We start from the raw sequence: 19,996 nt of genomic DNA on the forward strand, positions 1-19,996 counted from the left end.
CTCTTTGCAATCAGAAATATGTTTCTCGCTTTTTAATCGTCCTTGAGATTAGCCGTTTTGCCCGGTCACAAGGTGGCCCCGGCGAGAGAAATAACGGAAAAAGCAATAAACCGGCTCATCCGCGGGGGCGCAGCTTGACCCAGGTTACGGGCGCCACCCAGTCGATGGGAACGTTTTGCTCGATGGGGGTCGCTGCGTTGACCGACACGAGCGTGACCTCGTTCGGCCGGTTCCCAGGTTCGACGATCTTCACCAACTGGCGGCCGTCCTTGGTCTGCACGACGCATTCGCGGCCATAGCACTTGGCGAGGTCCAGTCCCTCGTCGCGCGAATAGCCCAGGTGCTCTCCATCCTTGAACCGCGGCGCCATGGAGTTGCCCCGCACCACCACGCAGACTCCGCCGCCTTCGCCTTGCGGCGCATCGATTTTGTAAAGCCCTGAGCCCTTTGCATGATCATCGATCGAGAACACGGTCTCGCCGGCGCCGACATAGCCGACCACCAGGCTGGAGGCGCGCACGGCCGGAGCGACGGCGGTCCCCAGCTTGCCGACAAGATCGTCCAGCGACGTCTCGAGGTAGTCGGCCATCTCGACCGCCTCTTCGATCTTGATGCCGCGGCTGCGGTTCAAGATCTCGGTGATGCGGGAGGGGTCGAGCCCCATGTGCTTGGCGAGCCCCCGCTGGGTCTTGCCGAGATGGCGGAGGCGATCCTGGAACCAGTGTTTTTGCATGAGGGTAGATTGCGAAATTTGCCATTTGATGTCTATTGCGAAATATGCAACTCTCAAGTCCATAAGGTTGTGAGTGTCGTGGGCGTTCGCGTTTCCGGAACGGGCGCGCGGCGCGACGGCGAAACCACCGCCAACCACTAGACGCAGAAAGGCAATCCATGGAGCAGGCGACGCAGCATCGGCCGGCAGGGCGGCGGACCACCGCCGAGGCTTTAAAGCAACAGGTCCTGGCCGTCCTCGCGGAGGTTCTGCCGGCGGGCTGGATCAGCCAACCGCTCGCAGGTGGAGAGGGCAATCCGACCTCCGCCGGTGAGGCCGGGGCCGGCGACATCCTGATCATTTCGCCGCGCGGGCACTGTCATTTTCTGTTTGTCCGCGCGCCTGCCGACCGGTGGTGGGACGGCGGGCCGCGCAGCGTCGCGGCGGAGGTGTTCTCCGCGCGGGACGCCGCCCTGGCGCGGCAGCTGCGTGCTGCGGGGCACAGGGCCCGGGCGATCTGGAATGAAAAGGATCTCGCCCGCGCTCTGAGGGCCTGGGGCTGTCCGCTGCAACGGCCGGTGGCCTTGGCCCGCAACCGACCCCAGCCGGCTGCGGCTGCCGCGCGCGGCGCTAAACCGCAGCGGTCGCGGCTGCACCTGGGAGGGATCGGGAGGCGGACGGATGCTTGAACTTCAGGGAAAAAGCGCCGCGCCAAACAATCAGCCAACCAAGCAGATCGACGCCACCATCGCGCAGGGGCTTGCGCTGGCGCGCGAGGCCGGCAACGGCACCCCGGGCCTGCGGGACGCCGTCTGGGAGCTGTTGCTGGAAGCGGGCGATACCTTGCAGCGACTTCCCAACCGCGAACGGGGTTGGCTTACCGCGGCATCGCGGGCGCACTGGCCGGATTATCTGCGCAGTGCCGCCGAGCAGGCTGCCGCCGACGCGGCCCCGATCCGTCCAGGCCCTGCCAGCGGTGAGGCCATCGACCGGCTGGACACCGTCCTCGCGTGGCTGCGCCATGCCGCCGGCAGCAATCCCAAGCGCGATGTCGCGGTCCTCTTCGGACTTGCCTGCGGCGTGAAAGTGGCGAGCCTGCGGCGACGGCTGGGCTGCGGCCGGCGGACCGTATACGACGTGCGCGACCGCGGCATTGCCAGGATATGCAGCCGGCTCAGGGCCGAGAGTGCTTTCTGCCGGTCACTTGCCTGATAGCCGATCAGTTGGCGTGATGCTGCTTGGGAAGGTAGCGGCCGTCTTCGATGCCATCGAAGAAATCGTCCACCTGGGGATGCCCGACAGCTGCGCCGCTTTCGTCGACGACCAGGTTCTGTTCCGAAACGTAGGCGACGTAAGCCGTCTCTTCGTTCTCCGCCAGGAGGTGGTAGAACGGCTGATCCTTGCTGGGCCGAATCGCTTCCGGGATCGCCTCCCACCATTCCTCGGTGTTGGAAAAGGTGGGGTCGACGTCGAAGATCACGCCGCGGAAAGGAAAGAAGCGGTGGCGCACGATCTGTCCAATCTGGAACTTGGCCGTTCTCATATGACTTCCACTTTGCTTCCGCCCGCTGCCTGCGTATTGCCTCACCTTATCCATATGCGCGCCCGGCGAAAGGAGACAAGACCCCTGCGGCCCGCCGGTCAGGGAGCGCCAGCCCGGAATTCGCTTCGGAATTGTGTCGAAGGCCGTGCGTTTCCGGCGGCTTCAAGGAACAAGAATAATCCGATAAGCCACTGACAAGGAAACAGAAAAGAAATTAGGCCAAATGCCGTCAGTCCGATCCCGGCGAAAAGGCTGGCTGGGGCCGCCGGGTTTCCGGTCCGCCGCTTCTGCGCTTAAGCCTTTGTTAAACGGAAAGGCGTCGAATCGGCATGCGTGAGGATCAGGACTTGTTGGCGCCACGCGGCGCGGGCAAGCCTCCGCCGAGAGGAATGCGATGTTCTTCAGAGCCGTCATCAACCGGGTGGGCCGCGCCGTCCTGCCGCCTTCGTCGTGCTCAGCTGCCTCCAAGGCGGCTGGCGCCGCTCTGCGGCGGTGCGCGCAGGTGCCGCTGAAGGCGCTGAGCCAGCTTGCCGGCATGCCTTTGGCGCGCGACCAGAACGGCAACGTGCTGATCGAGTTCGCATTGGTGACGCCGCTTTTCGTGCTGCTCATTGTGGGCACCCTCGAGGTTTCGGTGATGTTCTTCACCAGCAGCGTCATCGAGGGTGCGACTGTGGAGGCAGCGCGACAGATCCGCACCGGCCAGGTCCAGGAGTCCGGCGATCCCATAACCACGTTTCAGAACCGGCTCTGCGATTCCCTCTTCAACGTGATCGATTGTTCCGAGGTGAAGTTCAACGTGAAGACCTTCTCCAGCTTCGGAGAGGTTTCCATGCCGATCGAGATCGACGAAGACGGGGAGATCGTGAACAACGGCTTCACACCAGGCGAAAGCGGCGCGGTAACCGTCGTGCGTTCGCTCTACCGCTGGGAGTTCATGACGCCGCTGATCAGCAACCTGATGCCGGTGGGCCTCGGTGGTCACCTGATCGTGTCGACGGTTGCTTTTCAAAACGAACCATACGACGTCAACTGATGCTGAAGCTCACCCGAAACCTGATGCGCGACGACCGTGGCACGGCGGTGGTGGACTTCGCCTTCGTGCTGCCGATTCTGCTGCTGTTGCTGATCGGCGTGATCGAGGTGACGAACCTGCTGAGCATCGACAGGAAAGTGGTGGCTGCCGCGCAGACGACGGCCGACCTGGTAAGCCAGCGCCGCGAGGTCGACAATGCGCAGCTGAACGACTACCTGCGAGCGGCCGAGCTGATCTTCGAGCCTTATCCGGCCAGCGCGGTCAAGGTCGGCATCGTCGGCATCCGTTACAATGCAAACTCCGGCGTGCCGGAGGTCGATTGGACCAAGAGCAAGAACGGCGGCACCGTTCCCAACGCCGTTACCGTGGCGCAAGGCCTCGGCGGGCCGGGCGAGGGCGTCGTCGTGGTGCGCGCCTCCTACGCCTACACGCCATTGTTCCTGGATTTCATTTTCAGCGCGATGGAGATCGAGGAAGTCGCGGTGCTGCGGCCGCGGCGGAGCCAGTACGTCGAGGGCCCCTGATCGGGGGGTCGAAGAAAATTGCGTATTTCGTAATTTTTTCCTTGCACAGGCCGCACAGTTTCGGCATCTTGTCATTCTAACGTCCGGAAATTGCCGTTGCGGTCCTTGGGGGCCGGCGATCAGGCGGCGACCGAAGCGTTCTCCCCCTACCTCCCATTCCTAAAGACAGGATCCGACGCGATGCCGAAGCGCAGCACCGCGGCGGCGGACCATGCTGCGCCGCCGCCGAAGGCCGCCGCCAAGCGGACTGGAACCGCCCGCAATGCCAGCAAGGCCACACCGCCGCTGTCGCCGCTGGACTACATGCTGCAGGTGCTGCGCGACCCGGAAGCCAGCCCTGCCGAGCGCAAGTGGGCGGCGGAGAAAGCGGCGCCCTTTATCCATCCGCGCCTGCAGACCGTCGAGCACGGCGGTGCGCTGACCCTCAGCCATGAGGACGCCCTCGAGGCCCTGAAGTGAGCGGCGCCCTACCGTCGGCACGAGAGCGCGCGATCCGCCAGAAACTGAAGGATGACCTGCCGCACTATGCCGCGCGCTGCCTGCAGATCCGCAGCAAGGCCGGAAAGCTGCAGCCGCTGGTCCTCAACGTCGTGCAGCGGCACATCCACGCGCGCCTGGAGGCGCAGCGTGCCGCCTGCGGCATGGTGCGGGCGCTGATCCTGAAGGCGCGGCAGCCCGGTGTCTCCACCTACGTCGGCGCGCGCTTCTATTGGAAGGTGACGCACGGGGAGGGCCTGCGCGCTTTCATCCTGACTCACCGCGACCAGGCTACGGCCAATCTCTTCGCCATGGCCAAGAGATTTCACCGCTTACGACAAAGCGGCGGCGGCCGCTATCGGTACGGCTGCCACCACCATCATCGCCGCCCTCACCACCCTGGACCCCGAAATCGTCGGTGCCATCGGCACTCTGCTGACGGCGGGTCTGGTGTGGCTCGTCCCCAACAAACAAAAAGCGGAGTAGGCGCCTTGGGCAAAACCGCAATCTCTCGATCGATCCTCTTTGCCGCGGCCGGCCTGCTGCTGGCCGGCTGCAGCACCTTCGGCCCGACCGGACAGCAGAGCCTGGACATGGAGAGCCGGGAGGAGGGCGCCGAGGCCAGCTACAGCCCCTTCAACTGGTCACCGCCGAACTACGCCGGCATCACCGCCGGCCGGATCATCTATCCGGGCAAGGACGGCGCCCCGCCGGTGGTGGCGGAATGGCTGTCCGGCAAGGAGGCGGAGGACGCGACCATCACCTTTGCCACGCCGGATGGAAACATCATCACCTACAATGCCGGCGGGCTCCGGGCCTTCGAGGGCCAGCTTGGCCGAGCTCAGGTCGAGCGCGACCTCGCCGCACAGCTCTCGGACCTGTGGAAAGACATCACCCCCGAGATCAGGTCGGGCCTGGTCGACGCCATCTGCCTGTACGTTACCAAGGGGTTGTGCAGCTGACCCGCGGGCGGCCGATTTTGCTGCCGGCCGTCGATTTCTTGGATATCTTGCAGTTTGGGCTTGCGTCGGGCCCTTGCTAGACGTTAGGAAATCAGCCCGTTTCCGGGTGAGGACAGGTGGCCGAGTGGCTGAAGGCGGCGGCTTGCTAAGCCGTTAGACGGGGTAACTCGTCTCGAGGGTTCGAATCCCTCCCTGTCCGCCATTTTCTCTCAAGAATTCCAATAGAGTAGTCGCCCAGGTCGCTGGCGGTACCCGGCCCGCCGGTAAACCCAGGCGCGCCGGCGTCCTGACCGGGCCAGGCCGCTCGGCTGGACCGCAATGGCTTAGACGAGCCGCGGCGAAAAGGCCTCCTGTCTTAATGCCGGGTTAAGTCTGTTACCTATTGATGACACAGCCGTTTTCCTCCCAGTTCATGATGTCTTAGTAATCGGCCTTCATACTTGCTTCAATATTAGGGTGCGGATACGTTAGCGGTGGCTTGAGGAAGTAGTTTCGATTGGGGAGACCCTCCCTGCTTGGGGAGCGGTTCTTTTGGGAACTCACTAAGGCACCGACCAGCGCTATCCGCTGTCGCTTCGGCATAGAACCCGCGGAAGCGCTGAAAGCACGAGCATTGGATTGAGGTCGGGAATTTCCGGCCCTGCCGTCTTGCCCGTGCGATACGGAGGGCGTGCCACGACATGTGGAAAGGCGTGAAGGCCAGAGTCGCTGACCTTCTGGATCGGGCGTTTGTGCCGCGCGAGATGATCTTGCGCGCGCATGACCGCGTGACGGTCGTCCGCCTGCCTGTCCGCACGCAAAAGGCCGTCGCCCTGGGCGTCGTCGCCTTGCTCGGCTGGACCTTGGTAATGACCGGCTCCTTTGTCGTTCAGGAACTGGTGATCGCCGGCAAGAACCAGGAAATCGAAGAACACAAGCTTGCCTACTTCGATCTGCTGAGCGAAGTCTCGGAGTATCATGACCAGTTCGCCCAGATCACGCAGAATCTGGAAAGCAATCAGGCATTCTTGCTGTCCATGCTGGAGAACGGTGCCGAAGCCGAAGCCGATATCGCTGCGATCGAACAGCGCCTGAAAGTCAGCAAGGTCGAAGAGGACAGGGTCGCGGTTGCCAGCGGCGGCCTGCGGGACAAGCTGCGGCGCTTCGAGAACGATCTTCACGATATTGTCGGCCGCAACCTGGAACTCCGGTCCCAGGTCGAGGCCATGCGCGCGACACTGTCCGAGACGGAAGCCGAAAAAGACAGGGTGGCGCAGGCGCGCGAGATGCTGGGCGAGCGGCTGCAGCAGCTTGAGGACGCGCTGTCCCAGGTGTCGGAGGAAAAGCGGCAACTGGAAACCACAGTAACCGACCTGCGCCTGGAGATCGATAACTCGCGCGAACAATTGGCCGTGGCGCAATCGGTTCAGGGCGACTTGAAAGGCGAGATTGCCACCCTCGGAGGCCAATTGGCGGAGGGGGAGAAGCGGCGTGACGGGCTGCAGCGCCAGATCGCCGGTCTACAGGACTCCCTCGGCAACGCCATTCACCGCGGCGACGGTCTGGAAGGCGACCGCGAAAACCTCCGCTTGGAAGTGGCCGAGTTGCGCCAGCGCATGGTCGACATGCGGCAGGCCCAGCATAACATCGTGCAGCGGTTGCGTGAACGTACCGAGATGAGCGTCGACACCATCGAGCGCACCGTGGCGATGACCGGTCTGAAGCTGGACGAGTTGCTGGCGTCGATTGGAGACGGCGGTGCTTCCCAGGGCGGCCCCTTCGTGGCAGGCGACTACACCGGCGATTTCGATGGTGATGCCGAGCTTGAAATTGCGCTCTCCCTGCTTGATCTACGGCTCAGCCGCTGGTCTGCCTTGCAGCGGGTGATGCGGACGTTGCCGCTGAGCGTGCCGCTTGAGCAGTTTCAGTTGAGCAGCGGCTTTGGGCCGAGAACAGATCCGCTCAACGGCCGCAAGGCTCAGCACCGCGGCCTCGATTTTCGTGCAGCCATGGGATCGACCGTCTATGCCACGGCCCCCGGCAAAGTGATCTACGCGGGATGGAGCGGGCCCTTCGGACGCATGGTGGAAATCGATCACGGCCACGGTATCCGTACGCGCTATGCGCACCTTAAAAAGATTCTTGTCAAAAGTGGACAGACGGTAGCTAATCGCGAGAAGATCGGACAAGTCGGTTCATCCGGCCGAAGTACCGGTCCGCATCTACATTACGAAGTGCGCTACAAGGGCGTTCCGTTAAACCCCCAGAAGTTCCTCACGGCAGGTAAGCATGTTTTCAAAGACTAAAGACAGCTCGAATAGTTCTGAGCCGCTGACTTCGTCGACTTCTTCGGAGTCAAAGCGCGGCGCGGCGCAAAGCGGTGTTCCTTCCATCATCAGCGCGGATCTGCGTATTACCGGCAACCTGAAAAGCGACGGCGACATCCAGGTCGACGGTCACGTCGAAGGCGATATCGACAGCGCGACCCTGACCATCGGCGAAGGGGCCCATGTGAAGGGGCACATCAGCTGCGAGAGCGTTCGCGTTTGCGGCACCGTCGACGGCGCCGTGAAGGCAAAGTCCGTGGTGATGGCGAAGACGGCTCGGGTCATCGGCGATATCATTCACGACAGCCTGGCGATCGAGGCCGGTGCCTTTATCGAAGGCAACATCAAGCGCCTTGAAGGTGTCGGCCGCACCTCGTCGGTCTCTGCCGCCAGTTCGTCTTCCACGTCGAGCAGTTCGACGGGGAGCGCCGGCACCGCGGCAGCCACCAAGCCGCTTGCCAGCTGACCGAATGCCGGCTCAGTCCTTCTCCGCGAGGACTGTCCGGTAAAGCTCGGCATCCACGTTGCCGCCGGATAGGGTAAGAGCGATTACCCGGCCGGCGGCATCGACTTTGCCTGCCAGAATGGCGGCAAGGCAAACGGCGCCGCCGGGCTCGACGACCAATTTCAGCGTCCGAAATGCATAGCGCATGGCGGCTTTCACCTCCTTGTCGGTGACGGCCAGGCCGGCGCTGACGCGCGAGCGGTTCACTTCGAAGGTCAGATCGCCCGGCTGCGGCGACAGCAGGGCATCGCAGATCGACTGAGGCGCCTTGGGATGAGGGACCGGATGTCCGGCATCCAGCGAGAGCTTGGTGTCGTCGTAGCCCGCGGGCTCCACGGTGTAGAGGCGGGACTGCGGCGACAAGGCTTCAAGGGCGAGGGCGCAGCCGGCCGTCAGGCCGCCGCCGCCGCAGCACACCAGGAGGGCATCGAGCGCGAGGCCTTTCTCCTTGGTCTGCTCGACAATCTCAAGGCCGCAGGTGCCCTGTCCGGCGATGACCCGGGGGTCATCGTAAGGCGGCACCAGGGTGGCGCCGCGTTCTTTGGCGATTGCGCTGCCGATCACCTCGCGGGCCTCCGTAAAGCGGTCGTAGAAAACGACCTCGGCACCGTACCCGCGGGTATTCTCGACCTTGATGGCCGGGGCATCCGACGGCATGACGATTACCGCCGGCAATCCGAGCAGGGCGGCCGCCGCGGCGACGCCCTGGGCGTGATTGCCGGAAGAGTACGCGACCACCCCGCCGGGACGGTCCGCCTCGGGGATCTGGCTGATTTTGTTGTAGGCGCCGCGGAACTTGAATGAGCCTGTGCGCTGCAGCGTCTCGGCCTTCAGGAGAACCCGGCCGTTGACGTGCTCGTTAAGTGCGGGCGACTCCAGCAGCGGCGTTTTGACGGCGAGGCCTTCTATGCGCTTCGCAGCGCCTCGAACATCATCGAAGGTCGGTAACGAGGGGGACTGAACGTTGTCTTCAGTCTGAAGCGTCTGTGTCATGAGCGGCCTGCTGCCAAGGTTGATACGTCAAGATGTTGCGCGACGATGGGCATTCTGTTTCAAGCGCCGATGCCGAGAAGCGGCGGCAACTGATCCAGGCGTTGGATCGTGGTCACGAATGCGCCGGGCATGCGGTCTTCCTCTCGTTTGAAGCGGTTTATCCAGGCGACTTTGAAGCCGAAATGTGACGCGCCCTTGGCGTCCCAACAGTTGCTGGACAGGAAGCAGATGTCCTCCTTGCGCACGGCCAGGCGGTCGACGGCGAACTGGTAGACCCGGGCGTCAGGCTTGTATATCCCGACATCCTCGACAGAGAGGTTCGCGTCGAGCAGATCCCCGATCCCCGCGGATTGGACGGCCGCTTTGAGCATGCGGGGGCTGCCGTTGGACAGAATTGCCGTAACCAATCCCGCTTCTCTGAGAGCCGCCAGGGTGGCTGCAACCTCATCATAGGCTTCGAGAGACAGGTACAAGCCCATGAGCTTGTCGTGGAGCGCCGGATCGGACACGCCCGATGCGGCGAGGGCGAAGTCCAATCCATCCGACGTGACCTGCCAGAAATCTGCATGCGCGTCCATGAGGCTCCGCAGCCAGGTGTACTCAAGCTGCTTTTGGCGCCAGAGTTCGGAAACGGCAGCAGCCTTGTCGCCAAGAGATTCACCGCCGCGGCGAACGGCTGAGTGAACATCGAAGAGAGTTCCATAAGCGTCAAAAACGCAAGCCTTTACGCTCTCGAATTCAGAAAGACAGCCGCTCGCCATAGTCGACGTTTCCTTCTTTGCTTCCATGCCGGGAGGGCTGAAATCGCCTTAGGATCCCACAGGAGGAATCTGCAGCGCCCACCGGGGCTCATCGTCGGGTTGGTGATCGCGGTAGACGACAAGGCTCTCGAGGATACGCTGCACGTAGTTCCGTGTCTCGCTGAAGGGGATGCGTTCGATCCAGTTGATCGGATCGACTGAAGGGTCACGGGGGTCGCCGAACAGACCAATCCAGGATGTTATCCGTGTGGGGCCGGCATTGTAGGCAGCAAGAGCGAGGATGTAAGAACCATCGAACTGCTCCAGGAGCTCTTTCAGGTAGGCTTGGCCCAGGCGGACGTTGTAATCCGGATCGCTGGTCAGCCGCTCGTGGCTGAAAGGCAGGCCGATCTTTTGAGCGGAATGGCGGGCTGTGGCGGGCATCAGCTGCATCAATCCCAGTGCACCGACGGGGCTGCGGGCCAGAGGATAGAACTCGCTTTCCTGGCGCATGACGGCCAGAACGAGCGCAGGCTCGGGAGCAGGGCCCGTCGGCAGGGACCGGCGTGGATAGAGCAAGGGCTCGAGATCGTGGCCGTCCCGCCGCGCGGTCTTGGCGGCGCGCAAGGCAAGGTCATGGCGACCTTGCTCGTTGGCCAGATCGATGATCAGCCGAAAGTCGTCGAGGTCCTGGGCGTCCTGACGCAGCCTGGCGAGGAACAGCTCCAGCAGCCGGCGTTGGTCGAGCTGGCCCAGCAAGCGGACCGCCTGCACGGTCTCCAGTGCCTCGAAGGCGTCGCGTTTGGCTGCCGGAATCAGGAGTAAAGCCGACTGGGCGCCCGAACGCCCGGTCCCCATGCGCTGGGATGCAAGCTGCCCATAGAAGGTCGCCGAGTAGACCGCTGCGGTTGTATACCAGCGCCGGGCGTCTTCCAGGCGGCCCATCTCGCCGGCGGCTTCTCCCGCCCAGAACGCGCCACGGGACTTGCTGATTTCAGACGTCACGCCATCATGCAGACGGGTGAAATGCTGATAGGCGATCTCCGGTCGATTGAGGTAGCGAAGCGCCATCCATCCGGCCTGCCATTCGCCATCGGCAAGTGGGATACCTTCCGCATTGCCGTGTCCGGCGCTCATCCGATAGGCGAGGGCGAAGTCGTTGCGGTCGAGGGCGCGCCACGTGACCCAGTTGCGCAGACGCCACCAAGCCGCGGCCTGCGGGACATCGTCCGGCAGGGCCTCGATCAACTCCACCACGCCTTCGAGCCGGCCCCGCTTCTGGCGCCAGATCGCGCGATCATAGAGCAGGCCGGGATCGTTCCTGAGAGAAGAGGGCACACGATCGATGAGGGCGTCGACCCCCGGGCGGTTATCGATCAAGGCAAGCCGAGCCCTCGCGACGGCGGCCGGACCGGAGGGCACCCGCTGAATCTGCCGGCGCGCGGCTGAGGTTCGCTGGTCCCACAGCAAGCGGTCGAGCCGCTCGGTCTCTACCTCAGGGGTGAGCAGCGACTTGAACAGACTGTGAAAGGCCGATTCTTCAGGATCATCAAAATCGATCGTGATCCAGTAGCGGCGCGCGGCTGCTCGGGCCTGCTCATGCTGCCCGCTGTCCCATAGGGCGGCCAGGTGCCGCAGCGCCCCTTTGCCGGTAATCGGTGGCCTGTCGCCGAACCAAGACAGCACCTCCTGGGGCGAAAGGCTGGCCGGCATCGACAATTCCGCGTTCCGATAAAGGGCGAAGAGGCCGGGCCAGTCTGGGTTGGCTTGGGCGAAGGAGGCTATCTCTTTGAAGTTTCTGGAAGAATCGCGCCGACCTAGATCCATCCAGTTGACAATCTTGGCGGCCAAGGGATGCGACCCCTGTGCGGCGAGGGCAAGCCCGCGGTCGTACTGCCCACCCTCCAGCAAGGTCAGGACCGAGGTGTAGAGCCTGCGTTCATCCTCTGAGAGGGCAGCCGTCGCCGCCCGCCCCGCCGACATCGGCGCAGCGGCGGTCAGGACGACAAAAAACACAAAGAAAACGACCGAAACGCGCTTGCCAGCGTGTAGGGTCACAGCAGTCTCCGTCCGCCTGCGATAGGTGGGCCGAGGGTAATGTGACGGACCGGTTGCCCGCAAGGGGGACCGGCGGCTTCGTCTGCTTGCCCCTGATCTAAGCAGGAGCTATGGTCGCCGGTCACCGGGCCTACCGTAGGCTGCGGAAAGCATACCGAATTCAGGGATTTCGAATATGTCCGGCCCTATGTTCTCGGGCTCCATCACCGCGCTGATCACACCATTTCGTGATGGGCGCCTGGATGAGGAAGCCTTTCAGCGCTTTGTGGATTGGCAAATCGAAGAGGGGACGAGCGCGCTGGTTTCCTGTGGGACAACGGGCGAATCGCCGACGTTGACGCACGAGGAAGACATGCGCGTGACGGCGCTGTGCATCGAGGCGGCCAAAGGCCGGGTGCCGGTAATCGCGGGGACGGGGTCGAATTCGACGGCAGAGGCGATCATGCTGACCGGGCACGCCAAGAAGGCCGGCGCCGATGCGGCCCTGATCGTGACACCCTATTATAACAAGCCGACCCAGGAAGGCCTCTACCAGCATTACCGGGCCATTCACGATGCCGTCGATATTCCGATCATCATCTACAACATCCCGGGCCGTTGCATCGTCGACATGTCGGTGGAGACCATGGCGCGCTTGGCGGAGCTTCCCAATATCGTCGGGGTGAAGGACGCCACGGCGGATCTGGTGCGGCCGGCGCGAACCCGCGCGGCCATCAACGGGGGCTTTGCCCAGCTGACCGGCGAGGATGCCACCGTCGTTCCCTTCCTGGCCCAGGGCGGCCATGGCTGCATCTCGGTCACTTCGAATGTCGCGCCGAGGCTCTGTGCCGAACTGCACGCTGCCTGGAAGCGCCGCGATCTCAACCGGGTCACTGAATTGAATGACCGGCTGATGCCCCTGCACCAGGCGCTGTTCATCGAGTCCAATCCGAGCCCGGTCAAGTATGCGGCCAAGCTGCTCGGCCATTGTGATGACGAGGTCAGGCTGCCGCTGGTCCGGACCCAGCCGGCGACGCAGGAAAAGGTGCGGTCGGCCATGGTGCACGCGGGCCTTCTCAACTAAGCCATCGGGTTGACACGACAATGACGGCGGGCGCGAAACAAATCGCGGCCCAGAACCGGCGGGCGCGCCACGATTACCAGATCGAGGCTCGCTTGGAGGCGGGGCTGGTGCTGACCGGCAGCGAGGTCAAATCCCTGCGGGGAGGGCGGGCCTCGATCGGAGAAGCCTATGTCACCGAGAGGAGGGGCGAACTGTACCTGCAGGGCGCTCACATCCCCGAGTACCAGGCCGCGACGCACAACAATCACGACCCGCGCCGCCTGCGGAAACTGCTCGTGCACCGACGCGAACTGGCCAAATTGGTGGGCCAAGTGCGCCGCGACGGCTATACGCTGATTCCGCTGGCTATCTACTTCAACGCGCGGGGCATCGCGAAACTCGAGGTGGGGCTCGCTCGCGGCAAGCGGAAGGCGGATAAGCGAGAAGACATCAAGTCGCGCGACTGGGAGCGCCGCAAGTCACGTATCCTGCGGGAGCGCGGCTAGGACCCCTCGGATCTGCCTGAAGACGTTCTCGAACATCGCTTCGGTCAGCCGGCCCGTGTTGGTGTTGTAGCGGGAGCAGTGATAGCTGTCCGCGACTACCAGGCCGTCGATCTGGTGCAGGGCGCCGTGCTTGAAGGGATAGGCGCTTTTGCGTGCGCCGAGGGTGGTCAGAACCGCACCGTGCGACAGGCCGCCCAGGCAGAGGATTACCTCCAGCCCCTTCATGGTGGCGATTTCCTGGGCCAGGAAGGGGCGGCAGTTCTTGGCTTCCGCGCCGATCGGTTTGTTTTCCGGAGGGACGCAGCGCACGGCATTGGTGACCCGGCAGTCGACCAGACGCAGGCCATCGCGGGCGTGTCGACCGTAGGTGCCCTCGGCAAATCCGAACTTCTTGAAGGTCTGATACAGCAGGTCACCGGCGTAGTCGCCGGTGAAGGGACGGCCTGTCTGGTTAGCGCCCTTCAGGCCCGGCGCCAGCCCGACGACCAGCAGGCGGGCATCCGCTGGGCCGAAGGCGCGTACCGGGGCATTGTGAAATGAAGGGTAGGCCACGCGGTTGGCCTCCCGAAAGGCGACCAAGCGCGGGCAGAGGGCGCAGTCTGGCGGCGGCTCTACAGGCATCATCAGGCCGATTGCCTAGACGGCCTCGTCCTCGTAGTACTCATCGTCGTCGATGTAGTTGTCCTCATTGTAGCCATCCTGGCGCAGACGTTCCCCGCTGCGAGCCCTGTCTGCAGGCAACTGGCGGGCGATGAGGGACTGCAAATCCGCCAGATCGACGAAGATGTCGGCCTGCCGGCGCAGTTCGTCGGCGACCATCGGTGGCTGCGAGCGCAAGGTCGACACTACGGTTGTGCGCCGCCCGCGACGCTGGATCGCTTCCACCAGGCGCCGGAAATCACCGTCGCCGGAGAACAGGACAATGTGGTCGAGGTGCTCGACCATCTCCATGACATCGACCGCGAGTTCGATGTCCATGTTGCCTTTCACCTTCCGTCGTCCGGTTGCGTCGGTGAATTCCTTGGTCGGCTTTGTGACCATGGTGTAGCCGTTGTAATCGAGCCAGTCGACCAGGGGGCGGATCGGCGAGTATTCCTGATCTTCAACCAGGGCGGTGTAATAGAGCGCGCGTACCAAATTGCACCGGCTGGAAAAAACCTCCAGTAAGCGCTTGTAATCGATATCAAAACCCAATGAGCGGGCCGCCGCATAGAGATTTGCGCCGTCAATGAACAGCGCGACCCGTTCCTGACCGTAGAATTTCATGTCTATTCCTTCGACAAAGCGGCATTCATAAGGCGCCGCCAGCCCAATCAGATTTTTGGAATTACCGATAAACTCTTTTGCGGAAATGCACGACCTAAAGGCAATTTGGCACAAACTGTCGATCTCTGTTCCAAGCGACCGGTTCTATCCCTTTGAGCGGCCTTCGCAAGATTGACATTATCCTTTGAGGCGATGGTGGGGGAAACATGATTCTTGTCGGTCTCGGGTCAAATCTGGCGACTGGTCAATTCAAATCCTCAGAATCACTCTTAGAAAATGCAATTAGTTCATTAGAAAACAAAGGAATTACTGTTGTCCGCCGATCGGCCTGGTATCGGAGTGCCCCGGTCCCGGTGTCGGATCAGCCGTGGTTCGTCAACGGCGTGATTTCGGTTTCGACCGAGCGCTCGCCGGAAGCCCTTCTGCAAAACCTGCACGCCGTCGAGAATGAATACGGTCGTATTCGAGCGCGGCGGAACGAGAGCCGCACGCTTGACCTGGATCTCCTCGCCTATAAGGACCATGTCTTAGAGGAACCGAGCGGGCTGGTGGTACCCCATCCACGGATCGCCGAGCGGGCCTTCGTCCTACTACCGCTCGCCGAACTGGCGCCTCAATGGCGGCATCCGGTAACGGGTCGCACCGCCTCGGAAATGCTGGCGGAACTGCCGCCGGGGCAGGTCGTTGAGCGGATTGGCTAGTCTGCGGGGCGGCGAGCCCTTTGGGGGTTGCGAAGCCGAGAGGCCGCCCATATATTCCACCGCCGCCGGCCCCTTGCGTGAGCTGGCCACTCGTATTTGTGGAGAATTTGTGCCATGGCACGCGTAACCGTCGAAGATTGCGTTCTCAAGGTCCCCAACCGCTTCGAGCTGGTGTTGATGGCCGCTCAGCGGGCGCGTGACATTTCCTCCGGGGCGCAGCTGACGGTGGATCGTGACAACGACAAGAACCCGGTCGTCGCTTTGCGTGAGATTGCCGATGAGACCGTCAGTCTCGACGCCCTTGGCAACGAACTGGTTCAGAGCCTGCAGAAGCAGAACGAGCAGGACGAGCCCGAGGAAGACATCGTCGAGTTCGATACGCCGGTGATGCCGGCGGCCGCCGACCAGGCGCTCGCACAGGAAGAAGCCTTGCCGGCCCCCGACGACGACGAGGATGACGAAGACGATCTGCAGGAAGCCGACGAGACCGACTGACCCGGCAGATCTCGACGGGCTCTCCCAGCAGAGTCCGGATTTCGTACCGGAAAACATGTACTTGGCGCGTCGTGCCCGGGCGCGTATGATTAGAATTGTTGTAATTTCGGTACTGGCGGGAGCCGATAGTCGGGCGCACCATGATCCGGCAGTTTGAACTGGTCGAACGGGTCAAATCCTACGACCCGGGCGCGGATGAGGATGCGCTCAACCGTGCCTATGTGTTCGCCATGAAAGCGCATGGCGCGCAAAAACGCGCCTCTGGCGATCCGTATTTTTCACATCCAATCGAAGTCGCCGGGATCCTGACCGATCTCAAGCTCGATGATTCTTCGATCATTACCGCGTTGCTGCACGACGTGGTCGAGGATACCGACTCAAGCCTGGAAGACGTCGAAGCGATGTTCGGCAAGGACATTGCGCGCCTGGTCGACGGTGTCACCAAGCTGGGCCGGCTGGAACTGCAGTCGGAGGAAACGAAGCACGCGGAGAACTTTCGCAAGCTTCTGGTCGCGATGTCCGAGGACATCCGGGTGTTGCTGGTGAAGCTGGCGGATCGTCTGCATAACATGCAGACCCTGCATTTCATCGCCTCACCGGAGAAGCGCCGCCGGATCGCCCGCGAGACGATGGACATCTACGCGCCGCTCGCTGAGCGCATCGGCATGCACGGTTTCAAGGACCAGCTTGAAGACCTCGCCTTTGCCGAGCTCAACAAGGACGGCCGGGATTCCGTCCTCGCCCGCTTGGAGTTCCTGCGTGGCCAGGGACAGGATCTTTCAGAACGCATTATTGGCGAACTGCGGCACCGGCTGGGTGAAGAAGGAATCAAAGCCACCGTTTCCGGGCGCATGAAGACGCCCTATTCCGTGTGGCGCAAGATGCAGCGCAAGAATGTCACCTTCGAGCAGCTTTCCGACATCATGGCTTTCCGCGTGGTCGTTGCGTCGCTGGGGGACTGCTACCACGCGCTCGGCCTGCTACACAGCCGTTATCCCGTGGTGCCCGGGCGCTTCAAGGACTACATATCGACGCCGAAGCCGAATGGCTATCGGTCCCTCCACACGACCATCATCGGACCGGAACGCCACCGCATCGAAGTGCAGATCCGGACGCACGACATGCACGAAATCGCCGAGTACGGCGTGGCGGCGCACTGGCAGTACAAGCAGGACCACGCCCAGGTGGAAGGTCGGCAGTATCGCTGGATGCGCGAGTTGTTGGACATCCTGGAGCACGCCGACAATCCTGAGGAGTTCCTGGAGCACACCAAGCTGGAGATGTTCCAGGACCAGGTATTCTGCTTCACCCCGAAGGGGGCGGTGATCGCTTTGCCGAGCGGTGCCACCCCAGTGGATTTCGCCTACGCCGTGCACTCTGAGGTCGGCGATACCTGCGTTGGTGCCAAGGTCAACGGACGGATGGTGCAACTGCGCGCGCCGATCCAAAACGGTGATCAGGTCGAGATCATAACGTCGAAAGCCCAAACGCCATCGCCCGATTGGGAACAGTTCGTCGTCAGCGGCAAGGCCAAGGCCCGGGTCCGCCGCTTCGTGCGCTTGAAGCAGCGCGAACAGTATATGGAACTCGGCCGGCAGATATTGCAGAAGTCCTTCCGCCAGGAAGGCTACGAGATGACCGACAAGGGTCTTGAGTCGGTGCTGAAGCGGTTCAAGTGCGACAGTGTGGGAGATCTCTGCGCCGCAGTCGGTCAGGGCAATTTTACCGGCCGCGAGATCGTCACCGCGGTCTTTCCGGGTGCCAAGGACGACGCCAAGGTCCAGAAGATCGTCCCGATTGCCCGGGCGCGGGCGCGCCAGGGGAGGGGACAGGAAACCTCGGTCCCCATCAAGGGACTCATCCCAGGCATGGCCGTCCACTACGCTCACTGCTGCCACCCCCTGCCGGGTGACCGGATCGTCGGCATCGTCACCACCGGCAAGGGAGTGACCGTTCACACAATCGATTGCGATACGCTGGAGAGCTTCCAGGCAACGCCGGAACGATGGGTCGATTTGTCGTGGGATGTCGATGAGGGGCTTGAGCAGCGGATCGGCCGGCTGCATGTGGTGGTCGCGAATGAGCCGGGAAGTCTCGGGAGCCTTTCGACGATCATCGGCAAGAACCACGGCAATATCAGTAACCTAAAGATTACCAATCGTTCGGTAGACTTCTTTGAGATGCTGATCGATGTAGAGGTAACCAGTGTGAAACACTTATCGAACATCATAGCCGCCCTGCGCGCTATGCCGGTCATCACGTCGGTCGAACGGGCCCGCGGCTAAGGCTGCAGCCACCTTTCCTTGGTAGCCTGCGAGAATGTTCAAGCGTCGCAATCCACTGCCTTTTCACCAGCGCGCCGGCGGCTTCTTGTGGCCGCGCAGCGGGTGGCGGCGTTCCGGTGCCTATGTAGCTCACCGCCTGCGCCGGCTGCCCGGGACGCCTTACCGGATAGCGGCAGGCTTCGCCAGCGGCGCGGCGGTATCCTTCACCCCTTTCATCGGTCTGCATTTCGTCCTGGCGGCAGGCCTTGCTCTGCTGGTCAGAGGCAATGTCATTGCCGCTGCAATCGGGACGGTGGTGGGGAACCCCTGGACTTTCCCGTTGATCTGGCTGTGGACCTATTCGCTGGGCCGCTGGGTCCTCGGGGTCGAGCATGGCTTGACAGGCCTGCCCGAAGACCTTTCATTTCACCATATCTTCGAGAACCCCTTGGAGGTGCTGCTGCCGATGATCGTCGGCAGCATCCCCACGGCTGCAGCGGCGTGGTTCGTGTTCTTCTGGCCCCTCCAGAGGACCGTGACCGGGTACCAGAGGGCCAGGAAACGCCGCCTGCGCAAGCGGTTGTCTCGCGGGCGGCGGGCGAGCAGCCACCAGATGCCTGCGACGATGGCGCCGCAAGTCGAAACGAGAAAGGTCGAAAGCCAGCGATGACCGACTATCTGCGCCTCGGCGTGAACATCGACCATGTTGCCACGATCCGCAACGCTCGCGGTGGGGGCCATCCCGACCCGGTCAAGGCGGCTCGTCTAGCCGCAGCAGCCGGGGCCGACGGCATCACCGCCCATCTGCGCGAGGATCGCCGGCATATCTCCGATGACGACATCGCCAGGCTGACCAACGAAATCGACCTGCCGCTCAACCTGGAGATGGCGGCCACCGAAGAGATGTTGTCGATTGCGCTGCGCCACCGTCCGCATGCGGCCTGTATCGTCCCCGAACGCCGGGAAGAACGTACAACCGAGGGCGGCCTGGACGCGGCGGGTGGGCAGAATCATTTGCGGTATTACGTCAGCAGCCTGACGGAAGCCGGAGCCCGGGTCTCACTGTTCATAGAGCCGGACCCCGTGCAACTGGAAGCGGCCGCCAAGCTGGGAGCGCCGGTGGTCGAGCTGCATACGGGAGCATTCTGCGACGCTTATTTGGAAGACCCGGACAGCGCGCGGACAAGGAATTGCCTGGAGCGTATTCAGAAAGCGGCGGCTGTGGCTGACGCGCTCGGCCTGGAGTGCCACGCGGGGCACGGCCTGACATTCGATACGGTCGGGGCCGTGGCGGTCATTCCGACCATCGCCGAGCTGAACATCGGCCATTTTCTCATCGGAGAAGCTATTTTCAGCGGCCTCGACAGTGCCATCCGCAGGATGAGGGCGCTGATGAACAAGGCACGCGCCGACACGCGCAGCGCCTGATGCCCGATCGATTGGCGGAGTTGCTGTCGTGATTCTGGGGCTGGGCAGCGATCTGATTGACATCAGGCGCATCGAGAAAACGCTGGAACGGTTCGGCGACCGCTTCACCGAGCGGGTATTCACGGCGATAGAGCGCCAGAAGTCCGACCGGCGGGCGCAGCGGGCCGCAAGCTATGCCAAGCGGTTCGCAGCCAAGGAGGCCTGTGCGAAAGCGCTGGGAACCGGTGTGCCGCGGCGCGGGGTACACTGGCAGGACCTGGGAGTGGTCAACCTCCCCAGCGGCAAGCCGACCATGGCCCTGACCCGGGGAGCAGCAGAACGCTTGGCGGAGATGACCCCAGCGGGTATGAAGGCCCAGATTGACGTCACCATCACGGACGACTATCCCCTTGCTCAAGTTATTGTCATCATTTCGGCTCTACCTGACGATGGCTAGAT

23 protein-coding genes and 1 tRNA gene are annotated in these 19,996 nt (G+C 62.8%); 17 read left to right on the top strand and 7 right to left on the bottom strand.

All coding sequences use genetic code 11. The annotated features are described in order from the left end of the window. Positions 1–115: 115 nt before the first annotated feature. Positions 116–733, bottom strand: coding sequence for a helix-turn-helix domain-containing protein (locus WDC82_RS14295; RefSeq protein ID WP_340118012.1), 618 nt, complete (start codon positions 731–733; stop codon positions 116–118). 158 nt (positions 734–891) lie between these two features. Here WDC82_RS14295 and WDC82_RS14300 point away from each other — a divergent pair, with 158 nt between their 5' ends. Both WDC82_RS14300 and WDC82_RS14305 read left to right on the top strand, forming a co-directional pair. Continuing rightward, positions 892–1,401, top strand: coding sequence for a hypothetical protein (locus tag WDC82_RS14300; protein ID WP_340118013.1), 510 nt, complete (start codon positions 892–894; stop codon positions 1,399–1,401). Continuing rightward, on the top strand, positions 1,394–1,924 hold the full coding sequence (locus WDC82_RS14305) for a DUF6362 family protein (protein ID WP_340118014.1): 531 nt from the start codon (positions 1,394–1,396) through the stop codon (positions 1,922–1,924). Before WDC82_RS14300 ends, WDC82_RS14305 begins: the two co-directional genes overlap by 8 nt. A 7-nt stretch (positions 1,925–1,931) precedes the next feature. Here WDC82_RS14305 and hspQ read toward each other — a convergent pair whose 3' ends face one another. Then, positions 1,932–2,255 carry a heat shock protein HspQ gene (gene hspQ / locus WDC82_RS14310; protein WP_340118015.1) on the bottom strand — a complete coding sequence of 108 codons (324 nt, stop codon included), beginning with the start codon at positions 2,253–2,255 and terminating at the stop codon, positions 1,932–1,934. Between the two features lie 394 nt (positions 2,256–2,649). On the opposite strand from hspQ, the gene WDC82_RS14315 reads away from it, so the two are divergent. From WDC82_RS14315 to WDC82_RS14345, 7 genes are all read left to right on the top strand, one after another. Further along, complete coding sequence (locus WDC82_RS14315) at positions 2,650–3,291, top strand: TadE/TadG family type IV pilus assembly protein (RefSeq protein WP_340118016.1); 642 nt, start codon at positions 2,650–2,652, stop codon at positions 3,289–3,291. Further along, positions 3,291–3,815, top strand: coding sequence for a TadE/TadG family type IV pilus assembly protein (locus WDC82_RS14320; RefSeq protein WP_340118017.1), 525 nt, complete (start codon positions 3,291–3,293; stop codon positions 3,813–3,815). Before WDC82_RS14315 ends, WDC82_RS14320 begins: the two co-directional genes overlap by 1 nt. A gap of 180 nt (positions 3,816–3,995) precedes the next feature. After that, complete coding sequence (locus WDC82_RS14325; RefSeq protein WP_340118018.1) at positions 3,996–4,274, top strand: hypothetical protein; 279 nt, start codon at positions 3,996–3,998, stop codon at positions 4,272–4,274. Beyond that, entirely contained in the window at positions 4,271–5,254 is a 984-nt protein-coding gene (locus WDC82_RS14330; RefSeq protein ID WP_340118019.1) for a hypothetical protein, read from the top strand. Before WDC82_RS14325 ends, WDC82_RS14330 begins: the two co-directional genes overlap by 4 nt. Positions 5,255–5,364: 110 nt before the next feature. Then, positions 5,365–5,456, top strand: a tRNA-Ser gene (locus tag WDC82_RS14335). A gap of 478 nt (positions 5,457–5,934) precedes the next feature. Further along, positions 5,935–7,539, top strand: coding sequence for a peptidoglycan DD-metalloendopeptidase family protein (locus WDC82_RS14340; protein ID WP_340118020.1), 1,605 nt, complete (start codon positions 5,935–5,937; stop codon positions 7,537–7,539). Continuing rightward, entirely contained in the window at positions 7,523–8,026 is a 504-nt protein-coding gene (locus WDC82_RS14345; RefSeq protein ID WP_340118021.1) for a polymer-forming cytoskeletal protein, read from the top strand. Before WDC82_RS14340 ends, WDC82_RS14345 begins: the two co-directional genes overlap by 17 nt. 12 nt (positions 8,027–8,038) lie before the next feature. Here the strand turns inward: WDC82_RS14345 and WDC82_RS14350 are convergent, their stop codons facing one another. Genes WDC82_RS14350 through WDC82_RS14360 form a run of 3 tightly spaced genes read right to left on the bottom strand, consistent with a single transcriptional unit; the run spans position 8,039 to position 11,856 of the window. Continuing rightward, positions 8,039–9,058 carry a threonine/serine dehydratase gene (locus WDC82_RS14350; protein ID WP_340118022.1) on the bottom strand — a complete coding sequence of 340 codons (1,020 nt, stop codon included), beginning with the start codon at positions 9,056–9,058 and terminating at the stop codon, positions 8,039–8,041. A 59-nt stretch (positions 9,059–9,117) separates the two neighbouring features. Continuing rightward, on the bottom strand, positions 9,118–9,846 hold the full coding sequence (locus tag WDC82_RS14355) for a haloacid dehalogenase type II (protein ID WP_340118023.1): 729 nt from the start codon (positions 9,844–9,846) through the stop codon (positions 9,118–9,120). Between the two features lie 21 nt (positions 9,847–9,867). Next, a complete protein-coding gene (locus WDC82_RS14360) occupies positions 9,868–11,856 on the bottom strand; it encodes a lytic transglycosylase domain-containing protein (protein WP_340118024.1) in 1,989 nt (662 codons plus the stop codon). A gap of 187 nt (positions 11,857–12,043) precedes the next feature. Between WDC82_RS14360 and dapA the strand changes: the two genes are divergently transcribed. After that, positions 12,044–12,919, top strand: a complete 876-nt coding sequence (gene dapA / locus WDC82_RS14365; RefSeq protein ID WP_340118025.1) for a 4-hydroxy-tetrahydrodipicolinate synthase — start codon at positions 12,044–12,046, stop codon at positions 12,917–12,919. A 20-nt stretch (positions 12,920–12,939) separates the two neighbouring features. After that, on the top strand, positions 12,940–13,404 hold the full coding sequence (smpB, locus tag WDC82_RS14370; RefSeq protein WP_340118026.1) for an SsrA-binding protein SmpB: 465 nt from the start codon (positions 12,940–12,942) through the stop codon (positions 13,402–13,404). Here smpB and WDC82_RS14375 read toward each other — a convergent pair. After that, entirely contained in the window at positions 13,378–14,025 is a 648-nt protein-coding gene (locus WDC82_RS14375; protein ID WP_340118154.1) for a uracil-DNA glycosylase, read from the bottom strand. The genes smpB and WDC82_RS14375 overlap by 27 nt on opposite strands. Positions 14,026–14,040: 15 nt before the next feature. Further along, positions 14,041–14,670, bottom strand: a complete 630-nt coding sequence (locus tag WDC82_RS14380; protein ID WP_340118027.1) for an NYN domain-containing protein — start codon at positions 14,668–14,670, stop codon at positions 14,041–14,043. Between the two features lie 206 nt (positions 14,671–14,876). On the opposite strand from WDC82_RS14380, the gene folK reads away from it, so the two are divergent. The 6 genes from folK to acpS all read left to right on the top strand — a co-directional run bounded on the left by folK (position 14,877) and on the right by acpS (position 19,994). Next, complete coding sequence (folK, locus tag WDC82_RS14385; protein ID WP_340118028.1) at positions 14,877–15,371, top strand: 2-amino-4-hydroxy-6-hydroxymethyldihydropteridine diphosphokinase; 495 nt, start codon at positions 14,877–14,879, stop codon at positions 15,369–15,371. 114 nt (positions 15,372–15,485) lie between these two features. After that, positions 15,486–15,866, top strand: coding sequence for a DNA-directed RNA polymerase subunit omega (gene rpoZ / locus WDC82_RS14390; protein WP_370661552.1), 381 nt, complete (start codon positions 15,486–15,488; stop codon positions 15,864–15,866). 140 nt (positions 15,867–16,006) lie between these two features. Further along, complete coding sequence (locus tag WDC82_RS14395; RefSeq protein WP_340118029.1) at positions 16,007–18,151, top strand: bifunctional (p)ppGpp synthetase/guanosine-3',5'-bis(diphosphate) 3'-pyrophosphohydrolase; 2,145 nt, start codon at positions 16,007–16,009, stop codon at positions 18,149–18,151. Positions 18,152–18,185: 34 nt separating this feature from the next. After that, on the top strand, positions 18,186–18,800 hold the full coding sequence (locus tag WDC82_RS14400) for a DUF2062 domain-containing protein (RefSeq protein ID WP_340118030.1): 615 nt from the start codon (positions 18,186–18,188) through the stop codon (positions 18,798–18,800). Beyond that, positions 18,797–19,558 carry a pyridoxine 5'-phosphate synthase gene (locus WDC82_RS14405; RefSeq protein WP_340118031.1) on the top strand — a complete coding sequence of 254 codons (762 nt, stop codon included), beginning with the start codon at positions 18,797–18,799 and terminating at the stop codon, positions 19,556–19,558. Before WDC82_RS14400 ends, WDC82_RS14405 begins: the two co-directional genes overlap by 4 nt. 28 nt (positions 19,559–19,586) lie before the next feature. Next, the gene (gene acpS, locus WDC82_RS14410; protein WP_340118032.1) at positions 19,587–19,994 is read left to right on the top strand and encodes a holo-ACP synthase; all 408 of its coding nucleotides are present in this window, start codon (positions 19,587–19,589) and stop codon (positions 19,992–19,994) included. Positions 19,995–19,996: the final 2 nt, after the last annotated feature.

Source organism: Pelagibius sp. 7325 (assembly GCF_037652055.1).
Taxonomy (GTDB): domain Bacteria; phylum Pseudomonadota; class Alphaproteobacteria; order Kiloniellales; family Kiloniellaceae; genus Pelagibius.